The organism is Bradyrhizobium sp. CCGUVB4N (assembly GCF_024199945.1).
Lineage (GTDB): Bacteria > Pseudomonadota > Alphaproteobacteria > Rhizobiales > Xanthobacteraceae > Bradyrhizobium.
In genome coordinates this window covers 6,844,548-6,864,316 of sequence record NZ_JANADP010000001.1, presented here as the reverse complement: position 1 = coordinate 6,864,316, position 19,769 = coordinate 6,844,548, and the positions used below count along the sequence as shown (strand labels likewise).

Sequence of the window (19,769 nt, the reverse complement as noted above, 5' to 3'; positions counted from 1 at the left end):
TTTCAGAAAACAACAGGGAGACCATCATGTCGGTCGAGTTCATCGGCTTCATCGCAAACAGCAACGCTTCCGAGACCATCGTGCGCCAGGGGCCGGTGCTCGATCCGCATTACATCGAGACGGTGGCGAAGGCGCATGAGCTCGCGGGCTTCGACCGTGCGCTGCTGGCGTTCCATTCGACCACGCCGGATGCGTTGCAGATCGCCCAGCACGTGCTGACCATCACCAAGCAGCTCAAGGTGATGATCGCGCAGCGGCCGGGTTTTACGGCGCCGACGCTGCTGGCGCGCCAGTTGGCCACGCTCGATCAACTCTATGACGGCCGCGTCTCGCTGCACGTCATCACCGGCGGCAATGCCATCGAGCTGCGCCAGGACGGCAACACGCTCGACGACAAGGACGAGCGCTACGCCCGCACCAGCGAATTCCTCGACGTGGTGCGGCTGGAATGGACCAGCGAGAAGCCGTTCAACTACAGCGGCAAGTACTACACCGTCGAGAACGGATTTTCGCAGGTGAAGCCGCTGCAGAAGGGCGGCATCTACACCTTCGTCGGCGGCGGCTCCGATGCCGCGATCGAGGTTTCGGGCAAGCATGCCGACACCTTTGCGCTGTGGGGCGAATCCTACGCCCAGGTGCGCGACGTCACCGCGCGGGTGCGCGCGGCGGCCGCAAAGCATGGGCGGCCAAGCCCGCGCTTCAGCCTGTCGGTGCGGCCGATCCTCGCCGACACCGAGGAGGCCGCCTGGAAGAAGGCCGAAGGGATCCTCGAGCGTGCCACGGCGCTGCAGGACCAGACCGGCTATCGCCGGCCCAATCACGCGACCGAGGGCGCCAAGCGCCTGCTGGCGGCCGCCGACCAGGGCGCGCGCGTCGACAAGCGGCTGTGGACCGAGATCGCAAAGCTCACCGGCGCCAACAGCAACTCGACTGCGCTGGTCGGCACGCCGGCGCAGGTCGCCGAGGTCTTCGCCGACTATTACGATCTCGGCGTCAGCCACTTCCTGATCCGCGGGTTCGATCCGCTTCCGGACGCCATCGACTACGGCCGCGAGCTGATTCCGCTGACACGCAAGCTGATCGCCGAACGCGATCAGCAGCGGGGGATCGCGGCGGAATGATCCGGTTCATCATTGCTGCAGCGCTCGCTTTTGCGGGCGCTGATCTTGCGGCCGCGCAGACGACGCTGCGCGTCGGCGACCAGAAGGGCAATTCGCAGGCGGTGATGGAAGCCGCAGGCGTGCTCAAGGATCTCCCCTACAAGATCGAGTGGAAGGAGTTTCCGGCGGCCGCACCTCTGCTGGAGGCGCTGAGCGCAGGCGCCATCGAGACCGGGCTCGTCGGCGACGCGCCCTTCACCTTCGCCGCCGCCTCCGGCGCTCCGGTGAAGGCGATCGCCGCGATCCGGCAGACCGGCGAGGGGCTCGCGATCCTCGTGCCCGAAAATTCGCCGATCAAGAGTTTTGCGGATCTCCGGGGCAAGAAGATCGCCACCGGCCGCGGCTCGATCGGACACCAGCTGATCCTGGCCGCGCTGGACAAGAACGGCTGGGCTGCAAGCGACGTGCAGATCGCATTTCTGGCGCCGTCGGATGCCAAGATCGCCTACACACAAGGCGCGGTCGATGCGTGGTCGACCTGGGAGCCTTACGTCAGCCAGGAAGAGGTGCTGTTCAAGTCGCGCCGCATCATCACTTCGGAAGGCCTGACGCCGGGCCTGAGCTTCCAGGTGGCGCGGCCGGATGCGATCCGCGACAAGCGCGCGGAGCTGACCGACTTCATCCGCCGTCTCACCGTGGCGCGGGCGTGGTCGCTGACCAATGCCAACGGTTATGCCGAGACCTGGGGCAAGCTGATGAACATCCCGACCGCCGTCCCGCAGAATTGGCTGTCGCGCGCTAAAATCCGCATCGCGCCGATCGACGACGGCGTGGTCGCGGACGAGCAGAGCACGATCGATCTCTACTTCCGCTGGGGCCTGATCAAGCAGAAGCTCGATGCGGCGGAGATTGTCGACCGCTCGTTTGCGGATGCTATTGCGAAGGCGGGGTTGTAGCCACTCGGCTTGTTCTCGTGTCCCGGACGCGCTGCAGCGTGAAACGCTGCTGCGCAGAGCCGGGACCCATGCGGCGCAAAATTCCCTCACAACATCGGCCCCGGCTCAGCAGCGCACCCATAGCGCGTCGAAGACGCGCGTAAACGCGCTTATAGTGATGCGCTGCGTCCGGGGCACGAGATCTCACAAGGCTCTCAAGCATCCGTGAACCGGATAGAACGCATTCCAACTCAGTCGCCTTCCTCGACACGTTCCTTCTGCATTTCACGTCGAGAACAAGGCCCGCATTGCTATTTGCATCCTCACTCTTGCGCCACGCTCGACTCCGTCAAAAATCAACCGGACGACCACATCGGGAGACCGGCCATGGGCCTGCAAGAAACAAAAATCGAATCGCTTCCCTTCGTCACCGCCGAACTCAACTATCTCGCGCCGGTCTCCGGCAAGCCACGCACTTACGCCTTCGATCCACCGCCGGGCGAGCCGAAAAGCACGTCGTTGCCCGAGCCGCACCAGGTGCCGATCTTCGATGCGCGCCTGATCGCCGACAATTTCTCGCTCGATCGCGAGGGCTTTGCGCTGGTGCGCCATCCGAACCAGGTCAAGGACTTTTACAACGACGAGGAAATCCGCGCTGTCTACTATCCTGCTGTCGAGGCCTTTCTGCGCGCGACGCTGAAAGCCGACCGCGTCGTCATCTTCGACCACACCGTGCGCAGGCGCGTCGAGGGTGCTCCTGATATTCGCGACGGCGGCCCGCGCCAGCCCGCGACGCGCGTGCATGTCGACCAGACCGACGTCTCCGGTGCCAACCGTGTGCGCGAGCATCTGCCTGACGAAGCCGAGGAACTGCTCAAGGGGCGTGTCCAGGTGATCAACCTCTGGCGGCCGATCCGGGGACCTTTACGCGATTCACCGCTCGCGATGGTCGATGGCACCACGGTCTCTCCCGAGGATCTCGTCGCGTCCGACCTGATCTATCCCAATCGCCGCGGCGAAACCTATTCGGTGAAATACAATCCGAACCACCGCTGGTTCTATTTCCCGGAGATGACAGCGGACGAGGCGCTGCTGCTCAAATGCTATGACTCGGCGACCGACGGCCGCACCCGTTTCGGGCCGCATACCGCCTTTATCGATCCGACCACGCCGGCCGACGCCGCGCCGCGCGAGAGCATCGAGGTGCGTACGCTGGTCTTTCATAAACAGTAACAATGTGTGATGGCACTGCCGGGCGATGCCCGGCAGTGTTCCCGGAACCAAATGGAACCGGACGACGTTGCAGCGCGTGGCAGGGTAAACCGGGAGCGGTGCCGTGCGAGCGCAGCCGACGCTATTGTTTTGCCTGATCAGTTTTTCGCTTTCTGCATTTTCCGTCGCCCATGCCGAAAGCGGACTTGCCTCTTATTATGGATACGGGAAAGCCGGGAGAGGCGGCGAGCTGACCTGCGCGCACCGGACGCGTCCGTTCGGCAGCGTGCTCAAGGTGTCCTATAGCGGCCGCACCATCCAATGCCGCGTCAACGATCGCGGCCCGTTCATCCGCGGCCGCATCGTCGATCTCTCGGTGCCCGCCGCCCGCGCGCTCGGCATGATGAGCGCAGGCGTGGTGCGGGTCTCGGTGGAATAGCTCTGCCATCTCGCTATAGTGCCGCCCAAAGCAAGGGGGGTGCTATGGCCGGAATTAAGGTTGGACTCGTCGGCTGCGGCTTCGTGTCGGAGCTGCATATGTATGCGTTCCGGCGCGTCTACGGCGTGGATGTCGAGGTTGCGGCGGTCGCCGCACGCGGCGATCATGTCGTCGAATTTGCCGCCCGTCATAACATCCCGCGGGTCTATCGCAGCTTTGCGGAATTGATCGCGGACCGCGCGCTCGATGTGATCGACATCTGCACGCCGCCCAATCTCCATGCCGAGATGATCGTCGGAGCCATGCAGGCGGGCAAGCACGTCATCTGCGAAAAGCCGTTTGCCGGCTATTTCGGCCGTGACGGCGACAAGCAGCCGATCGGCAAACATGTGCCGAAGGCACTGATGTATGAGCGCCTCCTGAAGGAGATGGACGCAACGCGTGCCGCAATCGAGCGCACCGGAAAGCTGTTCATGTATGCCGAGGACTGGATCTACGCGCCGGCCGTGACCAAGACCGCGGAGATCCTCAAGGCGACCAAAGACAAGATACTGTTCATGAAGGGCGAGGAGAGCCATTCCGGCTCGCACGCGGCGCACGCCGCGCAATGGGCGATGACCGGTGGCGGCTCGCTGATCCGGATGGGCTGCCATCCGCTCTCGGCCGTGCTCTATCTCAAGCAGGTCGAGGCGAAGGCGCGCGGCGAGACCATCAAGGTCGCCAGCGTCACTGGCGATGTCGGCAATGTCACGGCCGCGCTGAGGCCGGAGGAGCGAACCTACATCAAGGCCAATCCGGTCGATGTCGAGGATTGGGGCACGCTGACGGCGACTTTCTCCGACGGCACCAAGGCCACGGTGTTCTCCGGCGACATGATCATGGGCGGCGTGCGCAACCTGATCGAGACCTACACCAGCGGGGGCTCGCTGTTCGCCAACATCACCCCGAACAATCATTTGATGAGCTACCAGACCTCCGAGGAGAAGCTCGCTTCGGTCTACATCACCGAGAAGGTCGACCGCAAAACCGGCTGGCAATATGTCTGCCTCGAGGAGGAATGGACGCGCGGCTATCTCCAGGAGATCCAGGATTTCATGGAATGCGCGGCCACGGGACGGCAGCCGCTGTCGGATCTCGCGCTGGCCTATGAGACGATCAAGGTGAACTATGCCGGCTATTGGGCGGCGGAAGAGGGACGGCGCGTGGTGCTGTAGGACGCCGCCGCGCGTTCGCCGCCATCGATCTTTCCACCTACCAGGCTCCGACAACCATCATCACGGCAATGGTCAGGCAGGAGAGGCAGGCAATCGACGCAGTATAGAATTCGGGCGTATTCAATGTTGCCTCCTGGAAATGTGCTGCTTTCCAAGATACCGGTGCCGTGGCGTGATTATTCCCTCGCCCGCTTCAAGTCGGCGTCGTGTTGCGGGTCTATCCCATCGGGATCGGTGGGTTCGTCGTCCGGCAGAAATTGTTTTGGATGTTTGCGCGTGAGCAGAAGCTGCTTGCGCATCTCTGCAAGGCGCGCGCGGCAATACTCCTTGTAGAGCAATTCGAATATGGCGGGCATGGTCACCCCCATCGCTGGAATTCACGATCTGAGACCGTCTGATCCGCGCTGGACGGCTTCGAAAGCCAGTGTTGCCGGTTAAGCCAACCTGAGGCGACTGGCTGATCTGCTTGTACGTAGGAAATGAAGCAGCACTAATTATCCAGATCACATTCTAGAAGATTTTTGTTTCAATAAGACTTCGTTTCACAACCTGTGCGGTTGCCCCGGCGGTCGAAAATCCAACTACAGCGCGAAAGCAATGACCTTTGGATGCAGACAGCGCCGGCTACAACGGCATGAGCGCGGAGCGCGCTCTCTATCGTTCCCTGGAGGGCAGGGCTATCGCATGTGAGAGTGATTTCCCTGCGGTCATCCTTCGAGACGCCCGCTTTGGGCGGGCTCCTCAGGATGAGGACGGAGAGTGCGGCAACTGTCTGGGAGGGCTCGGGTGCCGATTAGCCTCACCCTGAGGAGACCGCGGAGCGGTCGTCTCGAAGGGCGAGGCGCGTGCCCAGTTCTTTCCAAAGGGCCATGTGCGATTGCTCGGCCTGGAAGGGGGAGGCCGGAAGCGATCCAGCGCGAGTTGTAGCTCTACGTCCCGTAGGTCGAGCCCTTCGGCAGCGGAAACACGGGATCCTGGGTGCGGATGTTGGTCGGCCACACCACGGAGATGTGCTCGCCGGCGTTCTGCATCACCACCGGCGTCGAACGTTCGTTCTGGCCCGAGAGCGGCGTGCCCGGCGGGAAGAATTTCACGCCGTAGCCCTGGATGGTGCCGCCGGGTGGGATGTCGACATCGAGCGCGGCCTTGCGGATGGCCTCCGGCTCGAAGCTGCCGTACTTTTCCTTCGCCACCGGCAGCACGTTGTTGAGCAGCACCCAGGTCTGATTGAAACCCATCGAGCAGTGCGGCGGCACGTCGGTGGCCCCGGTCTTGGCCTGGTAGCGCGTCACCATGGTCTTGATCAGATCACCCATGCCGGGTGCGAGCTTCGACGGATCGAGCAGCTGCGCCGGCACCGGATCGATGTTGCAGAAATTGTCGATGTCGGCGCCGAAGGTCGTGCGCAGCTTGTCGAGCTGGCTGTAGCCGGCGCCGGCGCCGAACAGCATCTTGAAGCGGAGGCCGCTCTCGCGCGCCTGGCGCAGAAACAGGGTGATGTCGGGGTTGTAGCCGGCGTGCGAGATCACGTCGACCTTGGCGCGCTTGAGCTTGGTCACGAGCACGGAGAGATCGGGCGCCGAGGCCGAATAGCCCTCGCGCAGCACCACCTGGATGCCGGCCTCCTTGGCATAGGCCTCGTCAGCCGCGGCGACGCCGACGCCATAGGGACCGTCCTCGTGGATCAGCGCGACCTTGACGTCCTTCGGCTCCATGCCGAGCTTGCCCTTGGCGTGCTCGGCGAGAAATCCCGCAAACGCCTGGCCGTACTGGTCGGAGTGAATCTGCGCGCGAAACACATATTGCAGGTTCTTATCCTTGAACACGGCGGTCGAGACCGCGGTCGTGATCCAGAGGATCTTCTTCTGCTGTTCGACCTTCGCCGCCATCGGCACGGCATGCGCGCTGGAATAGACGCCGTTGATGATGTCGATCTTTTCCTGGCTGATCAGGCGCTCGGCCTCGTTGATGGCGACATCGGCCTTGCTTTGGGAATCGGCGGGGACGGGCACGATCTTGGTCTTGCCGCCGATGCCGCCCTTCTCGTTGACGAGATCGATGGCGATCTGCGCGCCGACCGAGGAGGCGACCGAGCCGCCCGCGGCGAATGGTCCGGTGAGATCGTAGATCAGGCCAATGCGCAAATTCTCGGCTTGCGCCTGGGCCCGGGTCCAATCGAGGCTGAGTGTGGCGGCGGCAGCCGCCGTACCCTTCAGCAGCTGCCTGCGTGAAGTCGGCATCCTATCCCTCCCTCCGGTCAGTCGTTTGCGACTGGCTGTCTATTTTTCCGCGAGTATTTGAAGGGCATGCATGAAAGTCAACATGCGCCGCACCAGGCAATTCGGACGCGCAGCCGACCATAATCGCGACGGCATTTTTCCCTGAGTATCATTCTTTTTGCGCTGCGCCGTGCTTTGGTTCGCAATCATTCGATTGCGCTGCATCAGGCCGGACGCCAACATCCGCTTGTCGTGCGTGTGCTTTCAGCGTCGCCCGGCACTTCATCGTCTCCCGCAATTGTGATGGTTTCGTTCCCGCGCTTTCGCCGCAGGCCTGACTGGCGGCAGCCATTCGGCTTGTGCGCATCGGAGGTTGCGTGCCATCCTAGCGGCGCAAATTGCACGGGAAGCCCAATTCCCGGCTTGGCCATTGCGCCGCGTTAAGGGTGGAAACAAAAGCTCAGGAGAAGAGACATGGTGTGGACGCTTCGTTTTGCGGGGCTCGCTTGCGTTGGCCTGCTGCTGTCCCCGATCAGTGCCTTGGCAGGGCCGAAAGTGGTGTCCGGTCCGGGCGCCGATCCGGGTTGCTTCAAGCCCTGGTCTGCCCAAACCAAGTTTTTCCAATGGGACAAGAAGCCAGGTCCCTACAAGATCGCGCTCGTCAACGGCTTCGTCGGCAACACCTGGCGCATCCAGATGGTGAAGACCGCAAAGGCCTTCGCCTCGCAGGCGGGCATCAAGGAGAACATCAAGGAGTTCAAGGTCGTCTCGACCGGCACCGATGTTGCAGCGCAACTCGGCGCGATGGAGGACTTCATCAATCAGGGTTTTGACGCCATCGTCACCATCGCAGTGGCTCCCGATGGCTTCGACCGCATTATCCGTCTTGCCGACAAGAACAACGTGGTCGTGGTCCCCTTCGACAACGTCCTGGACACCGACAAGGTGATGATGGTCAACGAGGACCAGAAGGAAATGGGCCGCATGTCGGCGAAGTGGCTGATCGACGAGAGCGGCAAGAAGGCGGGCGACATACTCGAAGTCCGCGGCCTGCCGGGCAATTCGGTCGACCGTGACCGCCATCTCGGCTTCCGCGAGGTCATGGAAGCGCCGGGCAACAGCTTCAAGATCACCGAAGTGGTCGGCAATTGGGATACCGGCACCTCGCAGAAGGTGACGGCGGACGCACTCGCGGTGCACGGCCATTTCGACGGCGTGTTCACGCAAGGCGGCTCCGACGGCACCGTGCAGGCGATGATGGCGGCGAAGCATCCCTTCGTCCCGATGTCGGGTGAGGGCGAGAACGAGTACCGCAAGCAGATCGCCGATCACGCCAAGGACGGGTTCAAGGGCATGTCCTATGGCCAGTCTCCGGCGCTGGTCGCCATCGCCACCAAGGCGGCGATCTCCGCGCTGCAGGGCAATGTGATGCCGCAGCTGATCTCGATCCCGATCCCGGTCGCGACCTACAAGGACCTGAAGCCCGGCACCAATTTCTGGCCGGACCTCAACGCAAACTTCTTCGCGCCGAACCAGTTCGCGCCCTGCGGCGTCAACTTCACGGCGCCGGAGATCATGTCGCAGAGCGAGAAGAACACCCAGTGAGCCTGCTGGAGATGTCCTGGTTGCGGCCCGGCTGTTGCCGGGCCGCCGCTGCGTGAGCCCGCCAGAGCCCGCCATGTCGGATGCCACCCTGACCCAATCTGCCTTTCTCACCCTGTCCGGAATTTCCAAGCGCTACGCCGGCGTGCGGGCGCTCGAAAGCGTCGACTTCGCCTGCGAGCGCGGCAAGATCCACGCCGTGCTGGGCGAGAACGGCGCCGGCAAGTCGACGCTGATCAAGATCATCGCCGGCGTGGTCCAGCCCGATACCGGCACCATGCGGCTCGATGGACGCGATGTCAGCTTCGCGACGCCGTCGGCGGCCAATGCAGCCGGCGTCGTCTGCATCTTCCAGGAATTGTCGCTGATGCCCGACCTCTCGGTCGCGGACAACATCTCGATCGCGTCGCCGCCGCGCTGCTTCGGCCTCATCGACGCGCGGGCGCAGCGCCGCCGCGCCGAGGCGTTACTGGCGGAGATCGGCTGCGAGGACGTCAATCCGCTGATGCGCGTGCGCGACCTGCCGCTGTCGCGCCGCCAGGTGGTGGAGATCGCCAAGGCGCTCGGCAAGAAGCCGCAGCTCCTGATCCTCGACGAAGCCACGTCGGCCTTGACCAGTGCCGACGTCGAGAAGGTGTACGCCATGCTGGCACGGCTCAAGGCCGAGGGCGTCGCCATTCTCTACATCTCGCACCGGATGCACGAGGTCGAGGCGCTGGCCGACCGTGCCTCCGTGTTCCGCAACGGACGCCATATCGAGACCTTCGACAAGGGCCGGCGCTCGACCGCCGATATCGTTCAACTCATGATCGGGCGCGACATCGCAGCCCAATATCCGCCCAAGCCCGCGCGCGGATCGCCGAAGCCCATGCTGGCTGTCGACAATCTGAGCTGGGACAAGCGCCTCGATCGCATCTCGCTCCGCGTCGGCGCCGGCGAGATCGTCGGCCTCGGCGGGCTCGACGGCCAGGGCCAGAAATCCCTGCTGCTGGCGCTGTTCGGCGTGCTGCGCGGCGTGTCCGGACAAGTCACCGTCGAAGGCCGCGAGGTGCGCCCCGCGTCTCCGGCGGCGGCGAAGTCGGTCGGCATTGCGCTTGTGCCGGAGGATCGCAAGACCGAAGGCCTGATGCTGCCGATGTCGATATCAGACAATCTGGTGATCGCCTCGCTCGACACGATCTCGACCGGGCCTCTGGTCGACCGTGCGCGCGAGACGGAGGCGATCAAGCGCGCCATCGCGCGGCTGCAGATCAAGATCGGCGCGCCCGGCGACGCGGTCGCCACGCTCTCCGGCGGCAACCAGCAGAAGGTCGTTCTCGCCAAATGGCTGATGACCGATCCGCGCATCATCCTGCTCAACGATCCCACGCGCGGCATCGACGTCGGCACCAAGCAGGAGCTTTACCGGCTGATGCGCGAGCTCGCCGACCAGGGCGCCGCCATCCTGTTCTACTCGACCGACTATGACGAGCTCATCGGCTGCTGCGACCGGGTGGCGATCATGTATGACGGGCGCATCGTGCGCGAGCTCGAAGGCGACGAGCTCAACGAGACCAACATCATCGCGAGCGCGCTGAACATCGACGCCGCGACGCCGGACACGCCCGGAGCCGCCCATGCTTGACGATATCGCCATCAGGGTTCGTCAGAACATCGGCATCGTTACCGCCGTCCTGTTGTTCTCGATTCTTTATCTGCTCTACAACCTCGCCCACCCCAAGGGCTTCTCGTCGGCGGTTCTGGTGCAGAACGGCGACGAGATCTTCGCGCTTGCCATGCTGGCGATGGCCCAGACCGTGCCGGTGCTGGCATCGGGGCTGGACCTTTCCGTCGGCGCCGTCATGACCATGGTCGGATGTTTCGCCAGCTATCTGCTCACGGGGGCGGCCGGCGGCACGCCGCTGCATCTCGACATCTTCGGCCTGCATCTCGGCCTCGGCACCTTTCCCGGCGGTGTCGGTGGCATCCTGCTCGGCATCGTCGTGTGTCTTGCGACCGGCGCGCTGGCCGGCTTCATCAATGGCTGCGTCGTCGTCTATGGGCGCATCCAGCCGATCATCGCGACGCTCGCGACCGGCGCGGTCTATATCGGCATTGCGCTGTTCCTGCGGCCGACGCCGGGCGGCAAGATCGACGAGGATCTCAACTGGGCGCTGACCAATTCGCTCGGGGATTTTGCCGCGACCGTCCATATCTTCGATGATGGCGCGGCGCCCTGGTTTGCGCCGGTGGCCTGGATCCCGGTGCCGTTCGTGCTGCTCGCCCTGATCGCGCTGCTGGTCTGGGTGCCGTTCCGCCGCTCCGTGCTGGGCCGCGCCGTCTATGCGGTCGGCTCGGCCGAGGGCGCCGCCTACATGTCCGGCCTGCCGATCGATCGCGCCAAGATCGCAGCCTTCACGCTCGCCGGCTTCTTCGCCGGCTGTGGCGGACTTTTTCTTGCCATCCAGACCTCCTCGGGCAATGCCGACATCCCGCAGGCCGGCGCCTATACGCTCAACTCCATCGCCTCCGTCGTGATCGGTGGGACGTCGCTGCTCGGCGGGACCGGCAGCGCGATCGGCTCGATCTTCGGCGCCATGGTCCTGCGCGTCATCTCGTTCTTCTTCCGCATCTTCGACATCGCGCCGCTGCTGCAACCGCTGTTCGAGGGTCTGATCCTGCTGGCGGCGGTCAGCATCGGCGCGCTCGGCGTGCTGCGCGTCAAGAATACGCTGGAGCTGTTTCGATGAGTTCGGCCTCACTCAGTCTCTCGCGCGACGACCGTCCGATCCTGATCGCGGCGCTGTTCATCCTCGTCATCCTGGTGGCGGGCACGATCTATACGTTTGCCCGCTTCGGCAGCGCGCCACTGCTGTCGCCGACCTATCTGCTGCAGCAGCTTCAGATCGGCGCCTTCCTCGGCATCGTCGCCGCCGGGATGATGATGGTGATCCTGATCGCGCAGATCGATCTGTCGGTGCCGTGGACGCTGGCCGCGGCCGCCATGATGGCGACGTCGATCGGCGGGCCGCTCGCCATTCCGGTCGGGCTCGGCGTCGGGCTGCTGGTCGGTCTCATCAACGGCATCGGGGTTGCGTATCTGCGCGTGCCCTCGATGATCTTCACGCTCGGCGTCAACGCGGTGATGCGCGGGCTGATGGTGGCGCACACCGGCGGCTACGCCCCGCAAACCGCCGCCACCGATCTGATGCGGATGCTTGCCGGCGACCGCACGCTCGGCATCCCCAACGCCTTGTTCGTCTGGATCGCCGTGTCGGTGGTCGTCACGATTGTTCTTCAGCGCACGACGCTTGGCCGCTACGTCTATGCCATCGGCAACAAGGAAGCGGCGGCATATCTCGCCGGTGTCGACACCCGCCGCATCACCGTGATCTGCTTCGTCCTCTGCGGTCTCGCCGCCGCACTCGCCGGCGTTCTGCTCGCCGGCTATTCCACCAAGGCCTATCAGGGCATGGGCGATGCCTATCTGCTGCCGTCGATCGCGGCGGTGGTGATCGGCGGCACCAACATCCTCGGCGGCCGCGGCCGCTATTTGGGCACGCTGATCGGCGTCGTGCTGATCGTGCTGCTCAACAGTGTGCTGTCGATCATGGACATGCCCGAGGCCGGCCGCCAGGTGATCTACGGCCTCGTCATCATCTTCATGCTGCTGGTCTACGGGCGCGGCGAACGCGTCACGAGCTGACGCTGCGGCATCGTCCCCCTTGCGGATCAGAGAAACGGCGACGCCAGGGCCGGCGTTTCGACCAGCGCGTGAGCGGCGTATTCGAGCGCGGATCTGATCTGCGCGCGGCTTGAAGGGCCGCAGATGCAGACTCTCACGGCCTCGGGAGGCAGATCGCTCACGACAAAGGCGTCGCTTGCGACCACGCCAATGCCGGTCTGCCGCATATGCTCCACGAAAGCCGAGCGCCGCCAGGGCGTGGGCAGCGCGACCCACAAATTGAAGCTGAGGGGATCGCCGCGATAGGACCCCTTGGGCAAGATTTCGGCGGCGAGCTTCTGCCGCGCCGAAGTCTCGGCGCGGATGAACCGCAACATCGTGTCCGCGGTGCCGTCTTCGATCCAGCGCGTCGCGATCGCCACGGTGAGGGGGGACGCCATCACGGTCGCCGACCTCAGCGCAGAGGCAAACGGCCAGGCCGAGCGCGTATCGGGCACGACAACGTAGGCGGTGCGCAAGCCCGCTCCGATGCATTTTGCCAGCCCCGCGACGTGCCAGGTCAGATCGGGCGCGATCGCCGCGAAGGGCGCGTGGCCGTGGCCGTGCTCGGGAATGAAGCCATAGGCATCGTCCTCGATGATCGGCAGCTTGAAGCGTCGCGCGATCGCGACGATCTCGCGCCGTCGCGAATCCGGAATCGTCAGCGTGGTCGGATTCTGCAGCGTCGGATTGAGATAGATGGCCTTGGGCTTCAGCTTCTTGCAGGCATCGGTCAGGGCCTGCGGCTCGATGCCGTCGTCATCCATCGGCAGGCCGACGAGGGTGATGCCGAGCTGCGCGGCGATGGACCTGATGCCGGGATAGGTGATGGCCTCGCACAGCACCACCTCGCCTGATTTCGCAAGGATCGACAGAATGCCGAGCAGCGCCGGATGTGCCCCCGGCGAGACGAAGATGCGGCTCTGTGCCGGCACCAGCGCACGGCGGCCGAGCCAGCTCGACGCGGCATCCTTGTCGGCCTGCGTGCCGCCAAAGCCTTGATAGCGCAGCAGCGGAACGATGTCGCGCAGCACATGTTCGGCGCCGGCCTGCATCCGCTCGATCAATTCGGGATCATCCGGCTCGGGCGGCAGGTTCATCGACAGGTCGACGGGACGGGGCGGAAAGCTCGTCGCCGAGCGACGCGGTCGCGGCTTGTCGCGAACGAAGGTTCCCTGTCCGACCTTCGATTCGATCAGTCCGCGCTTCTGGGCCTCGACATAGCCGCGCGCGACGGTGGTGAAATCGACATCGAGGCGCTTGGCGAGTTTGCGCTGTGGCGGCAGGCGATCGCCGATCACGAGCCGTCCGGCGGCGATATCGTCGGCAATCGCATCTGCGATCGCGAGATAGCGCGGCTTGTCACTGTTCGATAGGTCGGGTCGCCAGTCGGCCATTGCTCGGTTCCGTCAAGTTACGTCAGCAGAATTGACTGTATATTGTTGCAAGTGTTGAGGCAATGGTATCGCGGCGTTGGGGTGCTTCGGCGAGGCGGTCGGCCCGCGTGTGTTGCACACCGATCGAGCGCGTTGCCCAGTATTTTTCAGGCAGTATTTTTCGCACTCAACGCGAGCATAGCCAAATCCAGTCAGGTCTCCATTCAACATTGAATGTATAAATGAATGTATATTGTATGGTTTGATGATTTGTAGTGCAGAACGCCCTTTGGCACATTGATTGCAAAACCTGATCCCGATCCGGGAGGCCGGACGTGAACAGGAGGTGTCTATGCCAGCAGTGAACATGCCCGCGCGCCAGAAGGGCGACTTTCTCGTCGACTACGAAGAGAAGGTGTTCGAGGACGTCAAAGCAAAGCCCGGTGAGAAGGCGCTCGTCACCTTCCACACCGTCGCATTCGAAGGCTCTATCGGCCTCGTCAACATTCTCCAGGCGCTGCGCCTGAAGCGGAAGGGTTTTGAGACCTCCGTTCTGCTTTACGGTCCCGGTGTCACGCTCGGTATTCAGCGCGGCTTTCCGAAGATCGGCGACGAAGCTTTCCCGGGCGCGCAGAACTTCAACAACCAGCTCGCGAAGTTCATGGATGAAGGCGGCAAGGTCTATGCCTGCCGGTTCGCGCTGCAGGCGCTCTACGGCCATGGCGAACCGTCGCTCATTCCGGGCATTCGGCCGATCAATCCGCTCGATGTGCTCGATCTCATCCTGCTTCACCGCAGGGACGACGCGTTCATGATCCACACCTGGACCGTCTGACCTCGGCTGGCTCACGCGACGGACGAGGGAGGAACACAGTGACAGCGAAACGCACGATCAGGGCTGGTGCGATTCAGATCGCGCCGGATCTGGACACGCCGACCGGAACGGTCGACCGGATTCTGGCGGCCATTGCGGAGGCGGCGGCTAAGGGGGTCCAGTTCGCCGTCTTTCCCGAGACGTTCGTTCCCTGGTACCCGTATTTCTCCTTTGTCCGTCCGCCGGTCCTGAGCGGCGCCGAACACATCCAGCTCTACGACAACGCCGTCGTCGTGCCCGGTCCCGTGACGGACGCGGTCGCGCAAGCGGCCAGGCGTCACGGCATGGTGGTGGTGCTCGGCGTCAACGAGCGCGATCACGGCTCGCTTTACAATACGCAACTCGTGTTCGACGCGAACGGCGCGATCGTCCTGAAGCGGCGCAAGATCACGCCGACGTTTCATGAGCGCATGATCTGGGGGCAGGGCGATGGCGCCGGCCTGAAGGTGGTCGAGACCGCGGTTGGCCGGGTCGGCGCGCTGGCCTGCTGGGAGCATTACAACCCGCTCGCCCGCTACGCGTTGATGGCCCAGCACGAAGAAATCCATGCGGCCCAGTTTCCGGGGTCGCTGGTCGGACAGGTCTTTGCCGACCAGATCGAAGTGACGATCCGGCATCATGCGCTCGAAAGCGGATGCTTCGTCGTCAATGCCACCGGCTGGCTGACCGAGGAACAGATCGCCAAGATCTCGCCGGAGGAGGGCCTGCGCAAAGGCCTGCGCGGCGGCTGCATGACCGCGATCGTCTCTCCCGAAGGCAATCATCTGGTGCCGCCGCTGACCAGCGGCGAAGGCATCCTCGTCGCCGATCTCGATCTCGCCCTGATCACCAAACGCAAGCGGATGATGGATTCGGTCGGCCACTACGCCCGGCCGGAGCTGCTTTCGCTGGTGCTGAACGACCGAGCCGCGCGACCGATGCACGGCTTTCACCCGAACCGCCTCGCGCCCATTCCCGGAGACCCATCAGATGAGACCGCAGATGCCGCAACCCAAGGCGATGCCGACCGAGCAGCTGATCAACGAGTTGCAGTCCTTCGGGGTCCGGCTCGCTGATCCCAAGACCGCGGGAACCGGCCGCCGCGGCGGTGCGGGGCCGTCGGATCACACGCCGTTCACGATCGACGGCGCGACCGTGATGATTCCGGTTCACAACGCGCCGGCCTTCGAGAGCCCCTACCTCGTCGAGCGTCCGGACGAGGCCGGGCGCAGCCGCATCTCGCGCGATGGCGTGGTGCTGGCCGACGTCTCGTTTCCGCTGCGACCCAAATTCTACGACCGCGCGACCTCGGACGGCGTTCCCTATTGGAAGATCGCAACCCTGCACGGGCGCGACGTCCTTGCCACCACCGTGCTGCAGACCTGCATTCGCTACCAGAGCCGCACCAAAACCTGCCAGTTCTGCGCCATCGGGCAGTCGTTGGCGGCGGGGCGTACGGTCGAGCGCAAGACGCCGGCGCAGCTCGCCGAAGTGGCCAAGGCGGCCGTCGAGCTCGACGGTGTCCGCCATATGGTGATGACGACGGGCACGCCGCATACGTCCGACCGCGGCGCCGGGATCCTTGCGGAGAGTGCAGAGGCCGTCAAAGCTGCCGTCGATCTCCCGATCCAGGCGCAATGCGAACCGCCAGATGATTTCGCCTGGTTCCAGCGTATGAAGAGTTCGGGCGTCGACGCGCTCGGCATGCATCTGGAGGTGATCGGGCCGGCGGTGCGGCAGAGGATCATGCCGGGCAAGGCGCAGGTCCAGGTCGAACAATATATGGAAGCGTTCGCTGCGGCCGTCCCGGTGTTCGGACGCGGTCAGGTCTCGACTTACATCCTCGCTGGCCTCGGTGACGAGCCTTCCGAGATCTTGGCGCTGTCGCGCCGGCTCGTCGATATCGGCGTCTATCCCTTCGTCGTGCCGTTCGTGCCGATTGCCGGCACGCCGCTGGAGAGCCATCCGACGCCGTCCGCGGCATTCATGCACGACATCTTGCGTCCGCTCGCCGGGATGCTGCGCGCCGGCGGACTGCGCGCCACCGACATCAAGGCAGGTTGCGGCAAATGCGGCGCCTGCTCGGCCCTGTCCACCTACGAACGCGGAGCCAGCGCATGATGTTCGAACCGTTCAAACCATTCGTGGCGCCGGAATTCCAGGTGAAGTTCGCAACCGAAGCCTGGGAGCGTGCCGCCGCAGCAGCCCTGCGTCGCGACGTGTTTTGCGAAGAGCAGAACGTGTTTTCCGGCGATGATCGCGACGCGGTCGACGATATCGCCATTCCGCTCGTCGCCGTATCGCTGCTCGGCGTAGCCGAGGCCGATGTCGTCGGCACCGTGCGCATTCACGCCGATGAACACGAGGCGGATGTGTGGTGGGGCTCCCGCCTTGCCGTTGAAAAGGGCTATCGCCGCCTAAGCGCGGTCGGCGCCGGTCTGATCCGGCTTGCCGTCTCCTCTGCGCACGCGCGCGGCTGCCGGCGCTTCCTTGCCAACGTGCAGAGCCAGAATGCGCTTCTGTTCCAGCACATGCACTGGCGCTCGCTCGGCGAATTCGAACTGCTCGGCCGGCCGCACCATCGCATGGAGGCCGACCTTGACCACTACCCGCCATTCCGGACGCCGGAAACCGGCTTCCTGTCGCTCGCAAAACTGGCGGCCTGATCATGCTGACGGACGCCGCACTCACGAGCCTCGCCGAAAGGCTCCGCCAAAGCCGCGGCATCGCCGCCAAGGCCGACATCGCTTCTGTTGCGGCCGCGCTCGACCTCTCGGGGGGCGACGCCATCGCGGTGGGGGACGACTGCGCGGCGATCCCGGAGGGGGATGGCTACACGCTGTTCGCGATCGAAGGCTTCATGAACGAATTCGTCGCCGCCGACCCCTGGTTTGCCGGCTGGTGCGGCGCCATGGTCAACATCTCGGACGTCGCGGCGATGGGCGGGCGGCCGACTGCCATCGTCAACGCGATCTGGTCCAATGGTGCGGACAAGGCCGCGCCCATCCTAGAAGGATTGAAAGCCGCCGCGAAGACATTCGGTGTGCCCGTCATCGGCGGGCATACCAATGTGCGCAGCGGCCAGAGCCAGTTTGCCGTCGCAATCCTTGGCCGCGCGAAGCGCCTCCTCACCAGCTTCGACGCCAGGCCCGGCGACAAGATCATCGCGGCGATAGATCTTCGCGGCCGTTACCGCGAGCCGTTCGCGAACTGGGAAGCGGCGACCGACGCACCGGCGCAGCGGTTGCGCGACGATCTGGAGATCCTGCCGTCCATTGCCGAGACGGGGCTCGCGCTCGCCGCCAAGGATATCAGCCAGGGCGGTGTCGTCGGGACTGCGGCGATGCTGGCCGAGTGTTCGCAGGTCGCCATCACGCTGGACGTTGAGGCGATTCCAATTCCCGCCGGTGCGCCGCTCGAGCGCTGGCTGCTCACATTCCCGAGCTTCGGTTATCTCCTGTCGGCGAAGCCCGACTCCGTCGACGAGATCCTGTCGCGCTTCCAGCGGCGCGGCATCGCGGCAGCCGCGATCGGAGACGTCAGCGTGGGAACGAGCGTGGACATTCGCGCTGCTTGCGGCCGCGCAACGGTCTGGGACTTCGCGGCTCAGCCTTTGATCGGATGTGCGCCAGGTCGGAGCCATCAGCAGCGGAGCGTGGCATGAGCGGTGGTTCATCCGGGCTTCGGATCGCGATCCTCACGCACTCGATTAATCCACGCGGTGGCGTGGTGCACGCGCTCGCGCTTGCCGACGCGCTGGCAGACCTCGGACATGAGCCGGTCGTGCACGCGCCCGATCCCGCAGGCAAAGGCTTCTTCCGCCGTAGCCGCGCCGCGACGCGCTCCGTGCCGGCGTCGCCCACCTCCGGCGACGTCGTCGCGATGGTCGAGGCGCGCATCGCGGACTATGTCAGGCATTTCGAGGATGCCGCAAACCGGCAGTACGACGTCTTCCACGCCCAGGACGGTATCTCCGGCAATGCGCTCGCGACGCTGAAGCAGCGCGGCCTGATTCAACGTTACGTCCGCACCGTTCATCACATCGATGCATTCAGGGACGAGCGGCTCTGCGAACTCGACCGTCGCTCGATTGTTCACGCCGACGGCCTGTTCGTCGTCAGCCGGTTCTGGCAGGCGCAGCTGATGGCGGAGATGTCGCGCTCGGCGACGCTGGTCGGCAACGGCGTCGACACGGTGCGCTATTCAGCCACCCCGGCATCCGCCGACCAGATGCTGCGCGCCCGGCTCGGCCTTCGCTCCGGCCCGATCCTGCTCTCGGTCGGCGGTGTCGAGCAGCGCAAGAACGCGCTCGGCATTCTCGACGCCTTCCGGCAGGTGCACGCCGTGCATCGGTCCGCGCAGCTCGTCATCGCCGGCGGCGCGTCTCTCCTCGACCATGGCTTCTATCGCCAACAGTTCAAGTCGCGGCTGCGCGATGCAGGGCTTCCAGCGGATGCCGTGATCGAGACCGGTCCGCTGATGGATGCCGACATGCCGTCGCTCTATCGTCTGGCCGATGTGCTGCTGTTTCCGTCCTTGCGCGAAGGCTTTGGCCTGACTGTGCTGGAAGCGATGGCCAGTGGCGTGCCGGCGGCGGTCTCGCATATCGCACCTTTCACGGAATATCTCGGCCCCGACGATGTTGCCTGGTGCGATCCGCATCACGCGGGCTCGATCGCGGATGCCGCCCTCAGTGCGCTCGTCGAGCCCCTGCGCTCGCGCCTGATCGCGAATGGCGCTGGGGTCGCCCGGCATCATGATTGGAGCCGCACCGCCAGGGCACACATGACGGCCTATCAGGAGATGCGCGAGGTGCATTATGCCTGAGATGCACTTCCACGTGCGCTGGCCTGATGAGCGGATAGAGGCCTGCTATTCGCCCTCGCTCGTCATCAAGGATCATTTCGTCGCCGGCACGACCTATGCGCTCGACGATTTTCGCGACCGAAGCCGCATCGCGCTGACGATCGCGGCCGAGCGTGTCCGTGAGAAGTACGGCTTTCTGTGCTCACGCGCACTCGGGCAGCTTGCCCGGATCGAAGCCGTGGCCGCGCAGTTCGAGGCCACGCCGGGTGCTTCCGTCACAATCGTCTCGTTTGAAGAATAGCAGGAGCTG

General features: G+C 64.4%; 19 protein-coding genes. 16 read left to right on the top strand and 3 right to left on the bottom strand.

Annotated features, from left to right (window positions below):
• The first annotated feature begins 26 nt into the window (after nucleotides 1-26).
• The 5 genes from NLM31_RS31820 (at nucleotide 27) to NLM31_RS31800 (ending at nucleotide 4,900) form a co-directional block, all read left to right on the top strand.
• Entirely contained in the window at nucleotides 27-1,121 is a 1,095-nt protein-coding gene (locus NLM31_RS31820; RefSeq protein ID WP_254194886.1) for an LLM class flavin-dependent oxidoreductase, read from the top strand.
• Nucleotides 1,118-2,056, top strand: coding sequence for an ABC transporter substrate-binding protein (locus tag NLM31_RS31815; RefSeq protein ID WP_254194885.1), 939 nt, complete (start codon nucleotides 1,118-1,120; stop codon nucleotides 2,054-2,056). Before NLM31_RS31820 ends, NLM31_RS31815 begins: the two co-directional genes overlap by 4 nt.
• Nucleotides 2,057-2,422: 366 nt before the next feature.
• Complete coding sequence (locus NLM31_RS31810) at nucleotides 2,423-3,268, top strand: CmcJ/NvfI family oxidoreductase (protein ID WP_254194884.1); 846 nt, start codon at nucleotides 2,423-2,425, stop codon at nucleotides 3,266-3,268.
• A gap of 103 nt (nucleotides 3,269-3,371) precedes the next feature.
• Nucleotides 3,372-3,686 (top strand): septal ring lytic transglycosylase RlpA family protein, encoded by a 315-nt coding sequence (locus tag NLM31_RS31805; RefSeq protein ID WP_254133240.1) that lies wholly within the window; start codon nucleotides 3,372-3,374, stop codon nucleotides 3,684-3,686.
• Between the two features lie 44 nt (nucleotides 3,687-3,730).
• The gene (locus NLM31_RS31800) at nucleotides 3,731-4,900 is read left to right on the top strand and encodes a Gfo/Idh/MocA family protein (protein ID WP_254194883.1); all 1,170 of its coding nucleotides are present in this window, start codon (nucleotides 3,731-3,733) and stop codon (nucleotides 4,898-4,900) included.
• 176 nt (nucleotides 4,901-5,076) lie between these two features.
• On the opposite strand, the gene NLM31_RS31795 is transcribed toward NLM31_RS31800, so the two are convergent.
• Together NLM31_RS31795 and NLM31_RS31790 are read right to left on the bottom strand one after the other, a co-directional pair.
• Entirely contained in the window at nucleotides 5,077-5,256 is a 180-nt protein-coding gene (locus NLM31_RS31795; protein ID WP_254194882.1) for a hypothetical protein, read from the bottom strand.
• 573 nt (nucleotides 5,257-5,829) lie between these two features.
• Entirely contained in the window at nucleotides 5,830-7,140 is a 1,311-nt protein-coding gene (locus NLM31_RS31790) for an ABC transporter substrate-binding protein (RefSeq protein ID WP_254194881.1), read from the bottom strand.
• A 453-nt stretch (nucleotides 7,141-7,593) separates the two neighbouring features.
• Here NLM31_RS31790 and NLM31_RS31785 point away from each other — a divergent pair, with 453 nt between their 5' ends.
• The 4 genes from NLM31_RS31785 (at nucleotide 7,594) to NLM31_RS31770 (ending at nucleotide 12,406) form a co-directional block, all read left to right on the top strand.
• The gene (locus tag NLM31_RS31785; protein ID WP_254194880.1) at nucleotides 7,594-8,724 is read left to right on the top strand and encodes a sugar ABC transporter substrate-binding protein; all 1,131 of its coding nucleotides are present in this window, start codon (nucleotides 7,594-7,596) and stop codon (nucleotides 8,722-8,724) included.
• Between the two features lie 73 nt (nucleotides 8,725-8,797).
• Entirely contained in the window at nucleotides 8,798-10,345 is a 1,548-nt protein-coding gene (locus tag NLM31_RS31780) for a sugar ABC transporter ATP-binding protein (RefSeq protein WP_254194879.1), read from the top strand.
• Nucleotides 10,338-11,450: an ABC transporter permease gene (locus NLM31_RS31775; RefSeq protein WP_254133234.1), complete on the top strand. Its 1,113-nt coding sequence runs from the start codon at nucleotides 10,338-10,340 to the stop codon at nucleotides 11,448-11,450. The genes NLM31_RS31780 and NLM31_RS31775 overlap by 8 nt, the downstream gene beginning before the upstream one ends.
• Entirely contained in the window at nucleotides 11,447-12,406 is a 960-nt protein-coding gene (locus NLM31_RS31770; RefSeq protein ID WP_254133233.1) for an ABC transporter permease, read from the top strand. The genes NLM31_RS31775 and NLM31_RS31770 overlap by 4 nt, the downstream gene beginning before the upstream one ends.
• A gap of 26 nt (nucleotides 12,407-12,432) precedes the next feature.
• Here NLM31_RS31770 and NLM31_RS31765 read toward each other — a convergent pair whose 3' ends face one another.
• Nucleotides 12,433-13,821 (bottom strand): PLP-dependent aminotransferase family protein, encoded by a 1,389-nt coding sequence (locus NLM31_RS31765; protein ID WP_254194878.1) that lies wholly within the window; start codon nucleotides 13,819-13,821, stop codon nucleotides 12,433-12,435.
• Nucleotides 13,822-14,152: 331 nt separating this feature from the next.
• Here NLM31_RS31765 and NLM31_RS31760 point away from each other — a divergent pair, with 331 nt between their 5' ends.
• Genes NLM31_RS31760 through NLM31_RS31730 form a run of 7 tightly spaced genes read left to right on the top strand, consistent with a single transcriptional unit; the run spans nucleotide 14,153 to nucleotide 19,760 of the window.
• Nucleotides 14,153-14,635: an MSMEG_0572/Sll0783 family nitrogen starvation response protein gene (locus NLM31_RS31760; protein WP_027526573.1), complete on the top strand. Its 483-nt coding sequence runs from the start codon at nucleotides 14,153-14,155 to the stop codon at nucleotides 14,633-14,635.
• A gap of 38 nt (nucleotides 14,636-14,673) precedes the next feature.
• Nucleotides 14,674-15,729 carry a Nit6803 family nitrilase gene (locus NLM31_RS31755; protein ID WP_254194877.1) on the top strand — a complete coding sequence of 352 codons (1,056 nt, stop codon included), beginning with the start codon at nucleotides 14,674-14,676 and terminating at the stop codon, nucleotides 15,727-15,729.
• Nucleotides 15,656-16,774: an MSMEG_0568 family radical SAM protein gene (locus NLM31_RS31750; protein ID WP_254194876.1), complete on the top strand. Its 1,119-nt coding sequence runs from the start codon at nucleotides 15,656-15,658 to the stop codon at nucleotides 16,772-16,774. Before NLM31_RS31755 ends, NLM31_RS31750 begins: the two co-directional genes overlap by 74 nt.
• Nucleotides 16,771-17,319, top strand: coding sequence for an MSMEG_0567/Sll0786 family nitrogen starvation N-acetyltransferase (locus NLM31_RS31745; RefSeq protein ID WP_254194875.1), 549 nt, complete (start codon nucleotides 16,771-16,773; stop codon nucleotides 17,317-17,319). Before NLM31_RS31750 ends, NLM31_RS31745 begins: the two co-directional genes overlap by 4 nt.
• Before the next feature lie 2 nt (nucleotides 17,320-17,321).
• On the top strand, nucleotides 17,322-18,317 hold the full coding sequence (locus NLM31_RS31740) for a sll0787 family AIR synthase-like protein (protein WP_254194874.1): 996 nt from the start codon (nucleotides 17,322-17,324) through the stop codon (nucleotides 18,315-18,317).
• On the top strand, nucleotides 18,314-19,480 hold the full coding sequence (locus NLM31_RS31735; protein WP_254194873.1) for an MSMEG_0565 family glycosyltransferase: 1,167 nt from the start codon (nucleotides 18,314-18,316) through the stop codon (nucleotides 19,478-19,480). Before NLM31_RS31740 ends, NLM31_RS31735 begins: the two co-directional genes overlap by 4 nt.
• Nucleotides 19,473-19,760: an MSMEG_0570 family nitrogen starvation response protein gene (locus NLM31_RS31730; RefSeq protein ID WP_254194872.1), complete on the top strand. Its 288-nt coding sequence runs from the start codon at nucleotides 19,473-19,475 to the stop codon at nucleotides 19,758-19,760. Before NLM31_RS31735 ends, NLM31_RS31730 begins: the two co-directional genes overlap by 8 nt.
• Nucleotides 19,761-19,769: the final 9 nt, after the last annotated feature.